A 17,684-nucleotide genomic window follows, 5' to 3' on the forward strand; every position below is an offset into this window, starting at 1 on the left:
AATAGCATCGCCGCATCCCACCGACCCGGAGGAGCTTTCCCATGATCACCTCCCCGCCCAGCCTCTTGCCGATGGCCTCCCACGGCTGCAGCTGTTGCGGACCTGCCTCACGTGCCGACACCGCCTCCATCCCTGCCGCCAGCGACTCGTCAGCAAGAGGGTCCTCCCCTAGCTACCAGGTCACCGGCCTGACCTGCGGGCACTGCGCGAAAAGCGTGACCCAGGCCCTTCAGGTCTTCCCTCAGGTCGACGACGTCCAGATTGATCTCGCTGCTGATGGTGTTTTCACCGTCACGGTCACCGGTGTCGTACCTCCGGAGATGGTTCGCCGGGCCATCGAGGAGGCCGGCTACACCGTTTTATCCTGATCAGTTTTACCCATCATCTCGACCCCGACCGGGTTGAGCGAAAGGAACGTCATGAGCACTCCCCACCATTCCGGCGATCACCATGGTGATCACCCCGCTCCGGAAACAGACCACACCCACCACCCGGATTATGCCAGCCACGATCACCCGCACTCCGCCCTGGACGAAGACCACCACGTTCATGGTCACGGCGAACACGCCGGACACAGCACCGCAATGTTTCGGGACCGCTTCTGGTGGTCGCTGATTCTGTCCATTCCCGTCATTATTTTCAGCCCCATGGTCGCTCACCTGCTCGGCTACCACCTCCCGGCATTCCCCGGATCCACCTGGATCCCCCCGGTGCTGGGCACGATCATCTTCGTCTACGGCGGAACGCCTTTCCTCAAGGGCGGATGGAAAGAACTGAAATCCCGCCAACCCGGGATGATGCTCCTGATCGCCATGGCCATCACCGTGGCGTTTGTCGCCTCCTGGGTCACCACTCTGGGGCTGGGCGGTTTTGACCTGGACTTCTGGTGGGAGCTGGCCCTGCTGGTGACCATCATGCTGCTGGGCCACTGGCTGGAGATGCGCGCTCTCGGGGCCGCGTCCTCCGCGCTTGACGCGCTGGCTGCCCTGCTGCCGGATGAGGCCGAGAAAGTCATCGACGGGACCACCCGCACCGTGGCCATCTCCGAGCTGGTCGTCGACGACGTCGTGCTGGTGAGGGCCGGTGCCCGGGTGCCGGCCGACGGAACCATCCTCGACGGAGCCGCCGAATTCGATGAGGCGATGATCACCGGCGAATCCCGTCCCGTCTTCCGCGACACCGGTGACAAGGTGGTCGCCGGTACCGTGGCCACCGACAACACCGTCCGCATCCGGGTGGAGGCTACCGGCGGGGACACCGCCCTGGCTGGGATCCAACGCATGGTTGCCGACGCCCAGGAGTCCTCCTCCCGGGCCCAGGCCCTGGCGGATCGGGCAGCGGCGTTGTTGTTCTGGTTCGCGCTGATCTCCGCTCTGATCACCGCGGTGGTGTGGACCATCATCGGCAGCCCGGACGATGCCGTGGTGCGCACGGTCACGGTGCTGGTCATCGCCTGTCCGCACGCCCTGGGCCTGGCGATTCCGCTGGTCATTGCGATCTCCAGCGAGCGGGCCGCGAAATCCGGGGTGCTCATCAAGGACCGGATGGCGCTCGAGCGGATGCGCACCATCGACGTGGTGCTCTTCGACAAAACCGGCACCCTGACCGAGGGTGCGCACGCGGTCACCGGTGTCGCGGCAGTTGTCGGCGTCACCGAGGGCGAGCTACTGGCCCTGGCCGCCGTCGCGGAGGCCGACAGCGAGCACCCCGTGGCCCGCGCCATCGTGGCGGCCGCGGCCGCCCATCCCGAGGCCTCCCGTCGGCAAATCCGTGCAATTGGTTTCAGCGCCGCCTCCGGCCGGGGAGTCCGGGCCACTGTCGATGGCGCTGAGATCCTCGTGGGCGGGCCGAACATGCTGCGCGAGTTCAACCTCACCACCCCGGCCGAGCTCACCGACACCACCAGCGCCTGGACCGGGCGTGGGGCCGGTGTGCTCCATATTGTCCGCGACGGTCAGATCATCGGTGCGGTAGCCGTCGAGGACAAGATCCGCCCCGAATCCCGTGCCGCCGTGAAAGCCGTGCAGGACCGCGGGGTGAAGGTCGCGATGATTACCGGCGACGCCCAGCAGGTGGCCCAGGCGGTTGGTCAGGACCTAGGCATTGATGAGGTCTTCGCCGAGGTCCTGCCCCAGGACAAAGACACCAAGGTCACGCAGCTGCAGGACCGGGGTTTGAGCGTGGCCATGGTCGGTGACGGTGTCAATGACGCCCCCGCTCTGACCCGCGCGGACGTCGGTATCGCCATCGGTGCCGGCACGGATGTGGCCATGGAATCTGCCGGGGTGGTCCTAGCCAGTGATGACCCGCGGGCAGTGCTGTCGATGATTGAGCTGTCCCAGGCCAGCTACCGCAAGATGATCCAGAACCTGATCTGGGCCTCTGGCTACAACATCCTCGCCGTGCCGTTGGCCGCCGGAGTGCTCGCCTCGATCGGGTTCGTGCTGTCCCCGGCCGTGGGCGCGATCTTGATGTCTGCCTCGACCATCGTGGTGGCCCTGAACGCCCAGCTGTTGCGCCGCATTGATCTGGAGCCGGCTCACCTGGCTCCGACCGACGGGAAGGAGGAACACAGTGGGTCGATATCCCCCGTAACCGTTACTGACTGACCTTGTCTCTCGACCCCTAACTCACACCACTTTTGAAAGGAACGCTCATGAAACGCAGCATTACCCTCGCCGCCTTGGTACTGACCTCCACCCTGGCGCTGACCGCCTGCAGCGACGCCACCGACAACTCCGACGATGCCGACACCACCAGCACCACGACGGCAACCGCAGAGACCAACGAGACCCACCAGGAAGACACCACCACTGCCGACGAAGAGCACGGCGGGCACGACCACCCTGCCGACGGTGGGACACCGCCGGCAGGCATTGAAGAGGCCGAGGATCCCACGTACCCGGTGGGCACCGAGGTCATCCTCACCGCTGACCACATGCCCGGCATGGACGGGGCCACCGCCACCATTTCCGGGGCGTTTGACACCACGACCTATTCGGTCAGCTACACTCCCGCCGAGGGTGGGGCCCCGGTTACCGACCACCGCTGGGTCGTCCATGAGGAGCTCGTCGATCCGGGTCAGGCCCCCCTGCCCGACGGGGCGAGCGTTGTCCTGGATGCCGAGCACATGTCCGGCATGAAGGGTGCTGAGGCCACCATCGATTACTCCACCGAGGAGACGGTCTACATGGTTGATCTCACCGTCGACGGGATGACGATGACCAACCACAAGTGGGTCACCGAGAGCGAGATCCAACCCGCCGAATAGTCCACCCACCCTGAACCGCGAGACCAGACAAGGCACCCGCTCCAGAGTCGGTCATCAATCGCTGCCGACCATGCCGCAGCACACCAGCCACACACGGAACCTGCACGCCCACAGGGCCCACGCTGAGGTAGACCTTCTGTGTCACTGCTTCTCTTAGTCAGGGAAATATGCCCTGGAATGACCCTGGTGATAGGAGTTCATTCCAGGGCTTTGGGTGCTGTTGCAAAGTTGGGGCAGTAGGAAGAGCGACGTGAACTAATCACAGCCATGGGTATTTTCTCGGGTCGTCATTTCCCCCGTGACATTATTCTGTGGGCAGTGGGTGGTACTGCCGCTACGGGGTGAGCTACCGCGCTCTGGAGGAAATGATGACTTCAGCGGGGTGTGTCGGTTGATCACACCACGATCTACCGCTGGGTCTAGAAAACTGATTATATAACTGTGGATAAAGCAGTGGGGTCGGCTCAAAATCGTTCACCTGAAGGGGGATAACGAAGAGAACTATGAGCCTTCTCCTGATACGATTTATGTTGATCCTTCGGAAATTCCCAGTGAAGCCGTAAATGATCTCGAAGAGGACAATTAGATGGTATCCCTGCCTGGATTGCTTTTATTTGCCACTGTTATGGGGATCTTTTTTGGGGTTCCCTCTGCTCTGGTTGTTATTTATGTAAATTACTACAGTAAACATAATATAACTTTTCGAATAAGAAAATATTTCTGTGTTTTTGTGATTGCTTTTCTGGCTTATTTCAGTATCGTGATGGTCGTTGCTGATTTCCGTGTAGCTGAGATGTGGATAGCCGCCAGGGTAGCTACACCATTAGCGATTAGTCATGTGGTATTCATGAAGCTAACATTCTTGTTGTTTCAGGATGAAGAAGACTCATGATCTTCATCCTAGAGAGTGTCTGTTAGTTTGTGTGCGGGGTTTGGTTTATAAGTAATCCGAGAATCGGTCGGGGTAAGCCACCGCTGGGGATGCGAAAACTAACGCAAAACGCCCTTACTTAGGTTAGATGGCGGTCATACTCACCCCATATAAGGGGAATAAGTAAAAAGTCGAAACATTGTGTTGTAGCTTACACTCTACTGTTGTACGATGAGGTTGCTTCCTTAAAGAAGGAGCTCGCATCTTACGAATGCATTTTTGGAAGAGATGTGCAAGCTGAAATACGCGGAAAGTCTTTACTCTCCATTTTTCTGGCATTTGTTGGCGGTTTGGGTTTGGTTCCGCAGGCTGCTGCGATTAAGAAAGTCTGAGGCTAAGGGGTAAGTATGCACACAGCTATTATCATTTTTCTCTTTATCTATTCGGTAACTGTATCTTTGATGCTTGTGCGGAAAGATAAGGGGAATAAAAAGTAGCATCAATTTTTGTGCTTGAAACTTGAAGTGTCCTGGGTTTTCTTCCTAGGCATTTGCCTTAATTTCCATTATTTCTCGAGCCGGTTGTCGGCTGCAAAACTCTGCTTCAACCTCTGTTGGCGTGCGGTAGTCAAGGTTCTGATGAAGCATGGTGTCGTTCCGCCAATCCACCGGTATCGCGGTAAAAAATGTTTCACGTGAAACATGGACTCAATCACGCGCGAATTCAGACACGAGTTCCTCAAAGTGTCGGTTAGAATCGGCTCAAACTGTCGGATAAAATGACCTCAAAGTGTCGGTTAGAATCGCCTCAAACTGTCGGATGGTGAAATAGTGGTGTTGTCTCAGGGCTATATTCCGCGGATAGCGGATGTTTTTGTGGAGCAGTCGTTGCGGCGCACTGGAGCCTTGTTGATTGAGGGACCGAAGGGTTGTGGCAAGACTGCGACCGCCCGTCACCATGCCGAGAGCGAAATCAAAGTAGACATCGATCCTGATGTGGAGATTTCAATGGGGGTAGATCCGGCTCTTGTATTACAAGGGCCGACGCCGAGAGTTTTGGACGAATGGCAGGCACAACCAAAATTATGGGACGTAGTACGCCACGAAATTGATGGGCGTGGGCAGCCTGGACAATTTATTTTGACAGGATCAACCGCCCCAGCCGAAGCGGTGCAAGGCCATTCTGGAGCCGGAAGATTCTCTCGCTTAACAATGCACACCATGACACTGGCAGAATCGGGAGAATCCACTGGACAAGCTTCACTGCTCAACATGGTGAAGGGCGAAGCACCGCGCGTCGGCAAGACGGAGCTAACTATCCACGATCTTGCGGAAAGGATTTGCCGAGGAGGGTGGCCAGGCTTTTTGCGTCTCAGTGTTGCGGATGCACAAGCAAACCTGCGTGATTATGTACGGACCATCGTGGAGCTCGACATTTCCACACCGGACAAGGTGAAGCGTAACCCAGCTCGGGTTCTGCGGGTAATGCGATCTCTGGCTCGTGGGATCGGAACTGAAATGTCGACGACTGCAATCGCCACAGATGCTGAATTGCACAGAGAAACTGCGATTGACTACTTGGATTCTCTCGAGCGTATTTTCATCAGCCAAGACCAACCGGCGTGGTCACAATCCCTGCGCTCACGTACCCCACTACGCAAAGCAGCCAAACGGCACTTTGCAGACCCAGCGTTAGCAGTTGCTGCGCTACAAAAACAGCCGGACGATCTTTTACACGACTTCGAATTTTTCGGTCAGCTTTTTGAATCGCTGGTGGTTCATGAATTACGCGCGCTGACGAACGAGCCGGTCTATCATGCTCGCCTCGGGGATGGCACCGAAGTTGATGCGATTACGACGCTCGCTGGGCGAACAGTGCTCGTGGAGATCAAACTCGGGCACCATCCCAATGTAGTCGACGGTGCAGCAGCGAGTCTGCAGAAATTCGCCGCGGTGATGCCTGAGCCCGCTGAATTGCTGGTCGTGACCGGCGGTGGAATGTCATACCGTCGGCCTGATGGCGTCAACGTCATCGCCATTGGTGCACTCGGGCGCTAGGCAGTTAAACGGACGGCTTAAAGCTCCCGCAGTGCCTAAATCTCGCGCAGTTCCTTCTGTAGCCGCGCACCCATCAGATCCCAGTTCCAATTCTTGACGACGTGCTCCCTGCCCGCAGCACCCATCTCTGAGCGCAGCTGCGCGTCGGCAAGCAAACCTTGGATACCGCGCACAATGCTGCCTACTCGGTGCCCGTTGACTACCACGCCGGTCTCGTCGGTGATGGTTTCCGGCGCACCCCCGGAGCTGCCTGCGACCACCGGAATGCCGCACGCCTGCGCTTCCAAATACACGATGCCGAGACCTTCCACGGACAGTCCTCCCGCGCGCGTGCGAGCGGGCATCGCGAACACATCCGCGGCAGCCAACGCATCATTAACGCGCACCCGGTTCTGCTGATAATCCGTGTTGTTCAGCAACAGAGCATCGGGAGCGTATTTCTTCCGCAGCCGTTCCAGGCGCCGGTACGAACGCCCGCGGCCCACCAAAACCAATTGCACGTCCGGGAACTGCCGACGCAGCACCGGAAACGCCCGCAACAGCTTGTCCTGGCCCTTGCGCGGGACAAAACGCGAAATGCACACGATCGTCGGCGCGGACGCGGCAATGCCAAAGGCTTGCTTCGCCTCCACTTGCCGCTGTGGGCTCGCCACCCCGAAATTATCCGCGTTGACCCCGGAAGGAAGATGCACCCACCGCGGGCGGTTACCGAAGGGTTTTTCCAGGCGACGGCGCGTGTAGGACGAGATATACGTCAGCACGTCAGAGTTATTTCCGATCACGCGCAGCGCCTGGCGCGCCCCCGGGATCATGGACCAGCCGACCTCATGGCCGTGCGTGGTGGAAATAACCTTCTTGGCGCCGGCCTGTTTCGCGGTCTTTGCCAACAAAGCCAGGGGAGCGGCCGCACCAAACCACACGGTGTCGATGTCGTGGGTGCGGATAATGTCGCGGAGTTTCTTCGCCGCCCTCGGCGTCGGCAGTAACAGGCGGTGTGGCCAGCGAATCACGGGATAATCCAGCTGCGCGTCGTAGCTTTGGCAGGCGGCTTGATCCCGCGTGGGCGCAAAAACGATGATCTCGTTGGGGTCCAGCAGGGAAACGAAATCCCGCAGATATGATTCAATCCCCCCGATTACCGGAGGGAAATCATTGGTGACCAGCAGTGTTTTTGGCATGGTCGGTGGTTATAGCGCGTCGCTGAGGTGATAGTTTTTCACTTCGTGGCCGTGAATGGTGCGCTCGTTGCCGTCGATATCCACGCTCTGGAATACGGAATCGTTTTCGATAGCCTCGCGCAGCATTTCGATGCGGTTACCTTGTTCACCTGGGGCAATTCCGGCGGGGAAATAGTAGGTTGCGCCATTGTCGAGTTTTACTGACAGTTCTTGAACGCCCAAAGCTTTCCTCCTCGTCCTTCACACCGCTGTCCTATAACCGACCGACGATGGGCCGTGGCCAAACAAAATTTGGCCATAGAAATAGGGCCTATGGTGTTGCTAATTCCCTTGCACCACAAACCCTATCGAAGCAGATGGCTTGGCTCACGTAACGACTTTATGGCATATGTCTCTTTACGACGCCTCTTGCCGACGATTACTTGTCGTCGCCTTCAGCCGCAGAATCCGAATCAGCATCCGATTCCAGCTTGTCCTGCAGCTGCTCGTCGATCTGCGCTGCCTTTTCTGCGGCGTCGGCATCACCGTGAGCAACGGCACGGGTGGCCTCGGAAGCCGCCAGGTTTTCCGCAGCACCCTGGGAGAGGTTCTTGGCCAGCTGTTCGTCGATATCTGCTAGCAGTTCCTCGTCACGCTCGGCTGGGTCCTCAGCCAACTCGCCGGCTTTCTTTTCCGCCTTCTTGTTCTCCTCGGAAGCGTCTGCGTTTGGTGCTTCCAGGTCATCATCGCTGGTTGAGGAGTACACCAGAGTGCTGGTGGTATTCGAACTGTAATCGCTGGCCTTTGGTGGCTGCTCCTGTGCACCGGAGTTGCGCTTGTTCAGCACATAGGCGATGACACCAACGATTGCGGCGAGAACAGCGGCCCACAGGGCGTAGAAACCGACGCCGCGCGAGTTCGATTTTGTCTTCTTGTTGAACTGCTTCTGCGCCTTCTTGGCCTGCTGCTTAGCCGTTTTTTCGGCTTGTTTCTGGGCTTTCTTCAGTTTCTTTGGTGCGTTATCTGCCAGCTTGTCGGCCTGCTTCTGCAGTGTCTTCGAAGCCTTCTTCGCAGTCTTTTTCGCGTTCTTCTTATCTAGCTTCTGGGTTGCTTTGTCCTTGACTTTCTGTGCAGCAGCGTTGGCTTTTTTCTCTGCGCGGGACAGGCGCTTGCGGTTTTTCCGGCCCAGCTTTTTAATAGCTTTCTTGCGCAATTTCTTGGCTTGCTTCTGGGCTTTTTTGGTGGCCTTGGAGAAGTTCTCGCTGGCGGCCTCGCGGCCGTTTTCTACCGTTTCGGAGACGTCGCCGTCGGCAAGTTCCCGGCCGACATCCTGCAGGCTTTCAATGCTTTTTTCTAGACGCGCGTGCGCAGCTTTGGTCAGTTTGCCAGCTTCTTTGCGTGCTTCCGGGAAGTGCTTTTCTGCACTCTTGTCGACGGTTTTCGCCGCGCTTTCCAGGAATTCGAATGCTTCTTGGGACTTCTTGTCGCGGTAATCTTTGAATTTTTCCCAGCCAGTTGAGCTGAGGTCCCGCGCGATGCGCAGGTTGACGTTTGCAGAACTCATGGTGTGTTCACCTCGTTAATCACACGGTTGTCACTAGTTATTAGTTCTAAGGATAGTTGCTGTGAAAGCCGATGTGGGCGATAACAGCGAAAATAAAGTGTTTCCAGCACATCTTAATGGTAATACCATAGACAGCTTGGTTCAGTTTTTCCGCTTGCCGACGAATTATATTCAGTTCGCCCAAGTGCTATTTTTCCAGCATGAACGCCCCACCGAATGGTAATACCTTTCTGCATTCTTCCTTGTTAACTGCGCAAGCATTAGATTGATGCCAACACTAGACAGCTTGGTACACAATCAAGACGCAAACAATCAAGAAACAATCAGCCGGAAGGAGGTGACCAACAATGGCCCCACGAGTATCTGCCTCTGCACCGTTGGATGATTCCAGCGATAACGCGCAGCCACAGCCACGTACCGCATCCGAGCGCACAGCACTGTCTTTCGAGGTCATCCCGCCGCGCCACGACGCCGACGAGAAGAAGATTTCCCACTTGCTGGAAACGCTGGAATCCTACCGGCCGGACTATATCTCGGTCACCAGCTCACGCCGTTCCGGCTGGTTGGATGGCACCGCGAAATTCATCTCCCGCATCGACCGCGAGACCACTATGCGCACCCTGGCGCACCTCGCGTGCACGGCGGGCACCAAGCAAGAAATGATCGCGTGGATCAACCGTCTGATCGATTCCGGCGTGCGCGGCTTGCTGGCCCTGCGCGGCGACCTGCCAGAAGGCGAGGTTTCACTGCCAGCCGATCACCTGCAGTATGCCGACGAACTCGTGCGCCTGATCCGCCAAGTAGAAAGCCAGCAGGCAGCCCGCTTTGCCGCCGGACGCTTGGCCGTCGCCGTCGCCAGCTACCCGAATGGCCACTATCAGGCGCGCACCGACGACGAAAACTTCGACGTGCTGCTATCCAAACAACGCAGCGGCGCCGATCTGGCCATTAGCCAGCTGTTTTTCGAAGCCGAAGATTTCTTGCAGTTCCGCCGTCGTGCAGAACTGGCTGGCGTGCGCATCCCGCAAATCCCGGGCATCATGCCGATCACCAGCGTGCGCCGCCTGCGCCGTATGGCGGAATTTTCAAGCCTGCCGGTACCGGAGCACCTGGTGCGTCGGCTAGAAAACGCCCGGGACGAGCGCGCCGAGGGCATTGCGATCACCGCCGAACTCGTGCAAGCGATGGTGGACAACGATGTCGGCAGCTTGCACATCTACACCCACAACAACGCGGAGGTCACCCAAGAGCTCCTGGACGCGGTCGGGATTCGCCCGCCAACCGCGCCCGGTTGATTCTCTGGCTACGCCCGCCGCACCCTACAAAACCCACAACGAACACATCACTTGTCTTGAGGAAGGACACGACAAACATGTCGCAAACACCATTCCCAACCAAAACCATCGAGGGCTATCCTCGCGTTGGTGCTAACCGCGAGCTCAAGCGCGCTCTTGAGTCTTACTGGGCTGGCCGCATCGACCGCCCCACCTTCGAATCCGCCGCACACTCGCTGCGCGTAGATACTTATGCCCGCCTGAAAGATTTGGGTCTTGACGACGATTACGCCATCCCAGCTGACGTCGCGTATTACGACCAGGTACTGGAAACCGCTTTGACCGTCGGTGCTCTCGGCGGCGACGCCGAAGACGTCAGCCTGGACGAAGAATTCACCCTTGCCCGCGGTAATGCTGATACCGCGCCGCTGGAAATGACCAAGTGGTTCGACACCAACTACCACTACATCGTCCCAGAAATCAGCGCTGACCAGTCCTTTACCGCCCGCCCGCAGCGCCTGCTGAAGCTGGTCGACGAGGCCCGCGAAGCCGGACACACCATCCGCCCATACCTGGTGGGACCAGTCACCGTTTTGGCTCTATCCAAGGCCGCTGAATCCACCGCCGCTGATGGCACCACCAACCCGCTGGATCGCCTGGATGACCTCGCGAAATCCTACGCACAGGTTTTCGCCGCGCTGAAGGAAGCTGGCGTGGAATGGGTGCAGGTTGCAGAACCTGCCTTGGTTGCCGACCACACTGGAATTTCCGATGCCGAACTCGCCGACCGCGCCGGTGCCATCTGGACTGAGCTGCTGAGCAGCGAAGACCGCCCGCAGGTATACCTGACCACCCCATATGGTTCGCTGCAGGCTGGCCTGGATAAGTTGCTGGCCGCTGCCCCAGAGGCTTTCCAGGTGGATGTTTCCCGCCCAACCCAGGCGCTGGATTCGAACTACCTGGGCCGCATCAAAGAAGCCGTCGCCAAGTCGCCACAGACCACCCTGGTGGCAGGTCTGGTCGACGGCCGCAACGTGTGGGCTGGCGACCTGAACGCGCTGGTTCAAACCGGTGAGGAACTCGGCGTCAAGCACGTCACCACCTCCGTATCGCTGCAGCACGTGCCGCACACCGTCGAGGCAGAAAAGAACCTGCCTGTCGACGTTGCTGGCTGGTTCTCCTTCGCTGACGAGAAGATCTCCGAGGTCGTCGCCGTCGCCGCAGCCCTGGACGGCAAGCGCGATGAGGTTGAGCAGACCTTCGCCCGCTCCGAGCGCGCCCTGCGCACCCGCAAGGAATCCGAGCGCACGCACAACGAAGCCGTCGCCAAGCGCGTCGCCACGCTGCCAGAAGGCCAGGTCGCTCGTGAGCCGAAGTTTGCTGAGCGCACCGAAATCCAAGAGGAACTGGGCCTGCCGAAGTTGCCGACCACCACCATCGGTTCCTTCCCACAGACCAAGCAGATCCGTGGTGCGCGTGCCGACCACCGCGCCGGCAAGCTCACCGACGAGCAGTACGTGGAAGAGCTGCGCGGCGAGATCGCTTCGGTGATCAAGCTGCAGGAAGACCTGGGCATCGACGTGCTGGTACACGGCGAGCCAGAGCGCAACGACATGGTGCAATACTTCGCGGAGCTTCTCGACGGCTTCGTGGTCACCGAAAACGGCTGGGTACAGTCCTACGGTTCCCGCTGCACCCGTCCTCCAATCGTGGTCGGCGATGTCTCCCGCCCGGAGGCCATGACCACCGAGTGGGCGAAGTACGCACAGTCGCTGTCCGACAAGCACGTCAAGGGCATGCTGACTGGCCCGGTGACCATCCTGGCGTGGTCGTTCATTCGTGACGACGTCCACCAGTCCGTCTCCGCTGACCAGATCGGTGTCGCGCTTGCCGACGAAGTCGCTGACCTGGAAGAATCTGGCATCGACATCATCCAGATCGACGAGCCAGCCCTGCGCGAGCTGTTGCCACTGCGCGAATCCGACCGCGCTTCCTACCTGGATTGGGCCGTGCGCGCCTTCCGTTTGGTCTCGCTGGAGGCGAAGCCAAAGACGCAGATCCACACCCACCTGTGCTACTCCGAGTTTGGTCAGATCATCGATGCGGTTGCCGCACTGGATGCTGACGTCACCTCCATCGAGGCTGCTCGTTCCCGCATGGAGCTGCTGGAGGATCTCAACGATTCCTTCACCAGCGAAATCGGACCAGGCATCTACGACATCCACTCGCCACGCATCCCGTCGGTCGAGGAGATGGAAGAGCTGATCCGCGCGGCGTTGAAGAACGTCGACGAGAAGCGCCTGTGGATTAACCCGGACTGTGGTTTGAAGACCCGCGGTTACGAAGAGACCGAGGAGTCGCTGCGCAACATGGTTACTGCCCGCAACAATGTGGTGGAATCACTGAAGTAGGCGGAACTAGCCGGAACTAGGCGCTAGCGTCTAAGTCTGAGCTTTTACCGGGCTTTAATTCTGGGGCGCGTCCTTGAGCTGCTTGGCATCATTTTCCAGCGAGCCGAGGATGCGCTCCATTTTTTCTTGCTGTTTTGTCGAACGGTGCTCTAAATGCGGTGCTTGTTCCGCCAGTCGAGTGGTGCCAGTCGGGTCATTGTCCAGGATGCCTTCGCGCAATTGGCGGGTGCGTTCGACCTCAGCATCGATGACGACGCCGAAGACCAGGCTGGTATTGGCGATCCAGCAGCCAAAGAAAAACGTCACGATTGAGCCCAGCGCACCATAAGAATTCAACGACGATAGGTACACGAAATACACGTATAAGCCGCCACCGGTGAGGAAGATCAGCACCAGCGCGACGAATGCCCCAAGCGTGAAGATCCGCCACTTGGACCGGTATGGCCGCACGTTCGGTGCATAGTAATACAGCACGGAAATAAGTCCTGCGGCCATGATCACGATGACTGGCCAGCGCACCCACGCCCAGATGGGCAGGATGGCGGTGGTGAGAAATTCAATTTCTTCATAGATGCCCAGTGGCCCCGCGATGGGTTGGATCAGTGTTTCCACGACGGTGACATTGACGACGAGTGCCAAGAAGATCAGGCACACGCCCAAAATCATGGCTACGGATAATAACGCCATGGATGACCAGACGTGCAGGAGTGGGCGGCCGTCGATATCGCCGTACACGCGGGTAGAAAACCTGGCGAAGGCGCGCACGTAGGCGGATGAGGAGATCGCGGCTAAGACCACACCGGCGAGCAGGCCGAGCAGGTTTGTCGACGTGCTGGATAAAACCGTATCGACGGTGTTGAGCACGGTTTCGGTTTGGTTGACCGGCAAAATTCCGCCCAGGAAATCCCACAGCAAGTTTTCTAGCAGCTCGCGGTTATTGGCCATGATGAGCACACCGATGCCGTAAAACACCAGCAGCGTTGGGGCTAGTGCCAGCAGCGTGAAATAGGTGAGCCCTGCGCCCATGTCCGGGATTTGTAGCCGGAGTGATTGCACCACGATGCGGCGGATCGTATACCACCAGCCGACACGGGTTAGTTGCGGCCGTGGCGGGGGAGTGACGGGTTCTGCGCGGTGGGCGCCGGCCATGGTGGTAGCGTCCTTACGATCTCGGGGGCTTAGGGGACCACCGTAGTGTACTGAAAAGCCACTGTGAGTGGTGGCAGCGGGGCGGGAAAGGAAATGAGCGGGAGCGTGGTGTCGTCTATAGTGGTGGGCATGAGTAAATCCACTGCCAAGGCAACTTTGCACACTAATCATGGCGATATCGTGATTGAGCTGTTCGGCAATCACGCACCAGTAACCGTCGAGAACTTCGTCGGTCTGGCCAAGGGAACCCAGGAATACTCCACCCAGAATGCACAGGGTGGCCAGGAAGGCCCGTTCTATGACGGCGCGATCTTCCACCGCATCATCGACGGTTTCATGATCCAGGGTGGTGACCCTACCGGCACCGGCCGTGGTGGCCCGGGCTACCAGTTCCGCGATGAGTTCCACCCGGAGCTCTTCTTCGACCGCCCATACCTGTTGGCCATGGCGAATGCCGGCCCAGGCACCAACGGTTCGCAGTTTTTCATCACCGTCGGCAAGACCCCACACCTGACCGGTGCGCACACCATCTTTGGTGAGGTCACTGATAAGGATTCGCAGAAGGTCGTCGACAAGATCGCTAAGGTTTCCACTGACCGCATGGACCGTCCGCATGACGACGTCGTCATCGAGTCCGTGGAGATTTCCGAGGAAGCATAAGCCGCTGAAGCTTCAGAAGCTGCGGGAGCTTGCATAAGTTCTAGCTTTTACTGCTTGTACTTCGTTACCCGGAGTTGGCACACATGGTGTGCTGGCTCTGGGTTTTTCTGTGCGGTGTGTACCTCGCTTTGGCACGACATTGGGGCTTATGGACAGTATTGGCTGCCTATTGATCGCTTATTCACCGTTAATTCACGGGGTTATCCACCGAAATGTACTGTGGACAAAACCCGGAAAGTTATCCACAAGACTTGTGGATAATGTGGAAAACCATTGTTGTAATTTAGAACCTCAAGTTTCACTTGAATGTTATTTAGGCAGCTAGAGGCACAGATTCCCAGATTTTGTTCCGCAGCTTTGTTCACAGGCGGTGAAATAATCGTCTGTGGTTTGTCCACAATCCACGTTGTTCACAAATTAGTCCACAACTTGTGGATAACTTTGTCGACAACTTGTGGTTATTCAACAGAAAAATCCCCATAGTTATCCACAACAATTCACACATTGTGGACACCACGGGGATTATGAGAATCCTGGATGATACGCCAAGAAAGGGCGCGGCTTTGCGTTCCGGGCGTAGCTAACCTGGCCGGTCGGCTGCTTTTGAGGTTTATCTGGTGTTGTCGATGGACTGGGGTCTACGCCGACTCATCTGGCTGGGCGCAGCCGATAGAAAATTCCTCGTTGCGCTCCGGGTTTTCTGGGTAGTCCAGCACCATCCGGGAGTAAATTCGGGCGTTATAACCACATTCTTCGCGTTTATCCAGCGTCAGCCGAACCGGGAACGTCTCGAATTCGCCATCGGCGCACAGCGGATCGCAATCATTGATCCACGCGGTGCCGGTGGCAGTAGCCGTATCAGCGCCCCAGTTCTCCCACTCGAGATCTTCCACGTAGTAGTTGTTATCCGCGCATGCAGTGGAAATCATCTCCGGGCCTTCTAAGCCGGTGACGTGGACACAATCCACAATCGCCGTGGCAGCAACGTCCGTAGTGATTTCCGGCCCCACCAAACCGTGGACGCGTACTAACTGACCGGTTGCCGGAATGACCGAAAAACTCAGCTGATCCACGTCACGGATCACGGTCACGATTTCATCGTCGCCGTCGGTCGCAGATTGTTCCACACCAGCCAAGTCATTTCCGTCGAGCGAGGCCATCAGCTCATACAACGCTTTTTGTTGCTCGCTCGACAACGCTGGGTGCAACAGCAGCTTCAGCACACCACGTGCGGTGGAATCATCCACAGAATCTGCCAGCGCCCGCAGGCTGCCAACATCCGCGCCGGTGGCCTGCAGCTGCCCTGGATCCACGGCCAAGCCCCGGTCTACGTTTTGTAATTCGACGGGTGCATTATTGCTCTGCGTCGTGGTGGTACGCACCTGCCCATCGGCGGAGACTTCGTACGCGGTAGAAACGAACTCCTCGCCCAAGCGGTCGGTGCGCTCCAGGTATTCCTGCGCGGTGACGGCAATATCCGTGGCATCGGCGGCGTGCAGGGAAGATTCACCAGCGGTGTGCAAGATTTCTTCTGCCGTGGCCGTCGTTTCGTGGCCATTGAATAGGCTCGGCAACAGGCCGGTACCCAGAGCGATCGCGCTGACGGCAGCGGCAGCACCCAGTAACCAGCGGCCGCGGTGGCCCCGGCCAGCTCCAGCTCCAGCTCCAGCACCAGCGCCAGCGCCAGAGCCAGCGTCCGACCCAAGACCAGCGTGGGCGTCGCCCAGAATCGCCTGCAGGTGTTTTTCGCTGCGGCGTCGTTCCAGCTCGGTCAGCTCGGGGTTGCGTACCGGGTTGGCGTCGGCAAGTTGCCGGGTGAGCTCGTCATCAAAGTGTGTCATTATGGCCGACCTAAATTTTCTGGTTCCAACGCTTCTTTGAGTCTGGTGCGCGCACGGTGCAGTTTCACGCGGGCATTATTTTCGGTGATGCCTAAACCGGCAGCGATATCCGGAATGCTCAACTGCTCCCACGCGTGCAGGGTGATGATGTCGCGATCCGCAAACGGCAGTGTGTTCAATGCGCGGTTGATATCAAGCGACAAATCCGCGACTTGGCTGAAGTCGTCGGCAGCAATCTGGTCAAGCTCTGCTTCTTCTTCCACGTGATCCTGGCGGGAGGATTTTCCGCGGTAATATTCCTTGACCACATTGCCTGCGATGCCATACAGCCACGGCAAGGGGCGCTGCGGGTTGTGCAACGAAGAAAAATTCGCCCATGCGCGCCCGAACACATCCGCGCAGTATTCTTCTGCGGCCGCAGCCGCGACGCGCCGACGAAGGTAAGCCAAAATCTGTGGGTAATGTTCCCGGTAGATCGTGGTGAAGGCCGCCTGATCGTGCGACGACCTGGAATCGCTGGTCACAAATAATTCCTACTGCGCGGGGTGCTTTGCGGGTACTAATGCAGGGGGTTACCGTTAGGTCCGTTGCCTAGTTGATAGTAACGGTATCAGTCACGCCCGACGAGCAGGTGATGGTGGCGGTGGCGCCTTCGTCAGTGAAATCAGCCGGCAGGGTGACATAGCCGATCAGCTTGCCGACGTCTGCACCCGGAGACATGGTGGTGGACTCGCCGAAGCTGGTGTCCAGATCTGCGCGGACGTCCTGGCCTGGGCAGGTGGCTGCGATCAGAAGTTCTTCGCCCGGCTGTACGACGCCGTCGACGGTGACATCCAAGTTTTCGTTCTGGCCGGTGACCTCAAAAGCATTTTCGCTGAATGGCTCCTGAGCGGAGGTTGCCAGTGCGATGCCGCCACCGGCAATAGCTACGGCTCCGATGATTCCGGCGGTGATAGCAGTGCCACGAGTTTTCATGTTGTTTCTCCTTAACTCACGGGCGGAAAGTGCTTACGTCTTGTTTGTGTCGCTGCACCCGGAGTTATTACATGCGGAGAAAAAAGTTTTCTTGGGCCGGTTTTTGCTGGTAGCCCGGTTTTTTGCTAGCAGGGGCTAGCGCCAACCCATTGTCATCAACAAACCAATGATGAACAGGCCAAAGCCAATGCCGTAGTTCCAGGCCTGCAAATCCCGCATGAACGGAATCGACGGGCCAGCCAGGTAGTTGATCACGAGGTACAGCAGCCCAGCCAGGATGAAGAAAAACATCAGGCCCTTGTACCACTTTGGGGTGCCGCCGGTGTTGATCTTGACCGGGGTGCGGCTGGCGCTGGACGACTGGCCGGAAAACTGGTTACTAGACTGTGAGACCTTTGCCTTAGGCATGATGCACCTTCATCAAAATCGTCGTTGGGTTAGGGATAGTTTAATG

17 protein-coding genes and 1 pseudogene are annotated in these 17,684 nt (G+C 58.1%); 10 read left to right on the plus strand and 8 right to left on the minus strand.

From position 1 onward, the window contains the following. Window positions 1-41 precede the first annotated feature (41 nt). The 6 genes and pseudogenes from ACP8MI_RS00115 (at window position 42) to ACP8MI_RS00140 (ending at window position 6,199) form a co-directional block, all read left to right on the plus strand. Window positions 42-368 carry a heavy-metal-associated domain-containing protein gene (locus ACP8MI_RS00115; protein WP_147578992.1) on the plus strand — a complete coding sequence of 109 codons (327 nt, stop codon included), beginning with the start codon at window positions 42-44 and terminating at the stop codon, window positions 366-368. A 51-nt stretch (window positions 369-419) separates the two neighbouring features. Further along, window positions 420-2,609 carry a copper-translocating P-type ATPase gene (locus ACP8MI_RS00120; RefSeq protein WP_284589737.1) on the plus strand — a complete coding sequence of 730 codons (2,190 nt, stop codon included), beginning with the start codon at window positions 420-422 and terminating at the stop codon, window positions 2,607-2,609. A 47-nt stretch (window positions 2,610-2,656) separates the two neighbouring features. Then, on the plus strand, window positions 2,657-3,271 hold the full coding sequence (locus ACP8MI_RS00125) for a YdhK family protein (RefSeq protein WP_049168108.1): 615 nt from the start codon (window positions 2,657-2,659) through the stop codon (window positions 3,269-3,271). 267 nt (window positions 3,272-3,538) lie between these two features. Then, a pseudogene (locus ACP8MI_RS00130) lies at window positions 3,539-3,691 on the plus strand (IS6 family transposase); the annotation flags it as partial. Between the two features lie 166 nt (window positions 3,692-3,857). Beyond that, the gene (locus ACP8MI_RS00135) at window positions 3,858-4,163 is read left to right on the plus strand and encodes a hypothetical protein (protein ID WP_049168107.1); all 306 of its coding nucleotides are present in this window, start codon (window positions 3,858-3,860) and stop codon (window positions 4,161-4,163) included. A gap of 809 nt (window positions 4,164-4,972) precedes the next feature. Beyond that, window positions 4,973-6,199, plus strand: coding sequence for an ATP-binding protein (locus ACP8MI_RS00140; RefSeq protein WP_238635830.1), 1,227 nt, complete (start codon window positions 4,973-4,975; stop codon window positions 6,197-6,199). A gap of 35 nt (window positions 6,200-6,234) precedes the next feature. On the opposite strand, the gene ACP8MI_RS00145 is transcribed toward ACP8MI_RS00140, so the two are convergent. The 3 genes from ACP8MI_RS00145 to ACP8MI_RS00155 all read right to left on the minus strand — a co-directional run bounded on the left by ACP8MI_RS00145 (window position 6,235) and on the right by ACP8MI_RS00155 (window position 8,920). Further along, a complete protein-coding gene (locus tag ACP8MI_RS00145; RefSeq protein ID WP_049168105.1) occupies window positions 6,235-7,377 on the minus strand; it encodes a glycosyltransferase family 4 protein in 1,143 nt (380 codons plus the stop codon). Between the two features lie 9 nt (window positions 7,378-7,386). Further along, window positions 7,387-7,599 carry a hypothetical protein gene (locus tag ACP8MI_RS00150; protein WP_018120338.1) on the minus strand — a complete coding sequence of 71 codons (213 nt, stop codon included), beginning with the start codon at window positions 7,597-7,599 and terminating at the stop codon, window positions 7,387-7,389. A 196-nt stretch (window positions 7,600-7,795) separates the two neighbouring features. Beyond that, window positions 7,796-8,920 (minus strand): hypothetical protein, encoded by a 1,125-nt coding sequence (locus tag ACP8MI_RS00155; RefSeq protein ID WP_284589736.1) that lies wholly within the window; start codon window positions 8,918-8,920, stop codon window positions 7,796-7,798. Window positions 8,921-8,981: 61 nt separating this feature from the next. Between ACP8MI_RS00155 and ACP8MI_RS00160 the strand changes: the two genes are divergently transcribed. The 3 genes from ACP8MI_RS00160 to metE all read left to right on the plus strand — a co-directional run bounded on the left by ACP8MI_RS00160 (window position 8,982) and on the right by metE (window position 12,605). Continuing rightward, on the plus strand, window positions 8,982-9,143 hold the full coding sequence (locus ACP8MI_RS00160) for a hypothetical protein (protein WP_018120336.1): 162 nt from the start codon (window positions 8,982-8,984) through the stop codon (window positions 9,141-9,143). 124 nt (window positions 9,144-9,267) lie between these two features. Continuing rightward, window positions 9,268-10,215 (plus strand): methylenetetrahydrofolate reductase, encoded by a 948-nt coding sequence (locus ACP8MI_RS00165; RefSeq protein ID WP_018120335.1) that lies wholly within the window; start codon window positions 9,268-9,270, stop codon window positions 10,213-10,215. 77 nt (window positions 10,216-10,292) lie between these two features. Then, window positions 10,293-12,605 carry a 5-methyltetrahydropteroyltriglutamate--homocysteine S-methyltransferase gene (gene metE / locus ACP8MI_RS00170; protein WP_284589734.1) on the plus strand — a complete coding sequence of 771 codons (2,313 nt, stop codon included), beginning with the start codon at window positions 10,293-10,295 and terminating at the stop codon, window positions 12,603-12,605. 54 nt (window positions 12,606-12,659) lie between these two features. On the opposite strand, the gene ACP8MI_RS00175 is transcribed toward metE, so the two are convergent. Continuing rightward, window positions 12,660-13,754 (minus strand): YihY/virulence factor BrkB family protein, encoded by a 1,095-nt coding sequence (locus ACP8MI_RS00175; RefSeq protein WP_284589733.1) that lies wholly within the window; start codon window positions 13,752-13,754, stop codon window positions 12,660-12,662. 129 nt (window positions 13,755-13,883) lie between these two features. On the opposite strand from ACP8MI_RS00175, the gene ACP8MI_RS00180 reads away from it, so the two are divergent. Beyond that, window positions 13,884-14,414 (plus strand): peptidylprolyl isomerase, encoded by a 531-nt coding sequence (locus ACP8MI_RS00180; protein ID WP_049168121.1) that lies wholly within the window; start codon window positions 13,884-13,886, stop codon window positions 14,412-14,414. Between the two features lie 638 nt (window positions 14,415-15,052). Here ACP8MI_RS00180 and ACP8MI_RS00185 read toward each other — a convergent pair. The 4 genes from ACP8MI_RS00185 to crgA form a co-directional block, all read right to left on the minus strand. Then, on the minus strand, window positions 15,053-16,255 hold the full coding sequence (locus ACP8MI_RS00185) for a hypothetical protein (RefSeq protein ID WP_337891834.1): 1,203 nt from the start codon (window positions 16,253-16,255) through the stop codon (window positions 15,053-15,055). Further along, a complete protein-coding gene (locus ACP8MI_RS00190) occupies window positions 16,255-16,779 on the minus strand; it encodes an RNA polymerase sigma factor (RefSeq protein WP_284589731.1) in 525 nt (174 codons plus the stop codon). The genes ACP8MI_RS00185 and ACP8MI_RS00190 overlap by 1 nt, the downstream gene beginning before the upstream one ends. A 67-nt stretch (window positions 16,780-16,846) precedes the next feature. Next, entirely contained in the window at window positions 16,847-17,230 is a 384-nt protein-coding gene (locus tag ACP8MI_RS00195) for a hypothetical protein (protein ID WP_018120329.1), read from the minus strand. Window positions 17,231-17,365: 135 nt separating this feature from the next. Then, window positions 17,366-17,638 carry a cell division protein CrgA gene (crgA, locus tag ACP8MI_RS00200; protein ID WP_027018170.1) on the minus strand — a complete coding sequence of 91 codons (273 nt, stop codon included), beginning with the start codon at window positions 17,636-17,638 and terminating at the stop codon, window positions 17,366-17,368. Window positions 17,639-17,684 lie beyond the last annotated feature (46 nt).

This window comes from Corynebacterium sp. LaCa_70, from assembly GCF_058182015.1.

What these genes read in the sequence shown, in the direction of transcription:
- ACP8MI_RS00115 (WP_147578992.1), top strand. Translation starts at nt 42, where the DNA reads ATGATCACCTCCCCGCCCAGCCTCTTGCCGATGGCCTCCCACGGCTGC.
- ACP8MI_RS00120 (WP_284589737.1), top strand. Translation starts at nt 420, where the DNA reads ATGAGCACTCCCCACCATTCCGGCGATCACCATGGTGATCACCCCGCT.
- ACP8MI_RS00125 (WP_049168108.1), top strand. Translation starts at nt 2,657, where the DNA reads ATGAAACGCAGCATTACCCTCGCCGCCTTGGTACTGACCTCCACCCTG.
- ACP8MI_RS00135 (WP_049168107.1), top strand. Translation starts at nt 3,858, where the DNA reads ATGGTATCCCTGCCTGGATTGCTTTTATTTGCCACTGTTATGGGGATC.
- ACP8MI_RS00145 (WP_049168105.1), bottom strand. Translation starts at nt 7,377, where the DNA reads ATGCCAAAAACACTGCTGGTCACCAATGATTTCCCTCCGGTAATCGGG.
- ACP8MI_RS00155 (WP_284589736.1), bottom strand. Translation starts at nt 8,920, where the DNA reads ATGAGTTCTGCAAACGTCAACCTGCGCATCGCGCGGGACCTCAGCTCA.
- ACP8MI_RS00165 (WP_018120335.1), top strand. Translation starts at nt 9,268, where the DNA reads ATGGCCCCACGAGTATCTGCCTCTGCACCGTTGGATGATTCCAGCGAT.
- metE (WP_284589734.1), top strand. Translation starts at nt 10,293, where the DNA reads ATGTCGCAAACACCATTCCCAACCAAAACCATCGAGGGCTATCCTCGC.
- ACP8MI_RS00175 (WP_284589733.1), bottom strand. Translation starts at nt 13,754, where the DNA reads ATGGCCGGCGCCCACCGCGCAGAACCCGTCACTCCCCCGCCACGGCCG.
- ACP8MI_RS00180 (WP_049168121.1), top strand. Translation starts at nt 13,884, where the DNA reads ATGAGTAAATCCACTGCCAAGGCAACTTTGCACACTAATCATGGCGAT.
- ACP8MI_RS00185 (WP_337891834.1), bottom strand. Translation starts at nt 16,255, where the DNA reads ATGACACACTTTGATGACGAGCTCACCCGGCAACTTGCCGACGCCAAC.
- ACP8MI_RS00195 (WP_018120329.1), bottom strand. Translation starts at nt 17,230, where the DNA reads ATGAAAACTCGTGGCACTGCTATCACCGCCGGAATCATCGGAGCCGTA.
- crgA (WP_027018170.1), bottom strand. Translation starts at nt 17,638, where the DNA reads ATGCCTAAGGCAAAGGTCTCACAGTCTAGTAACCAGTTTTCCGGCCAG.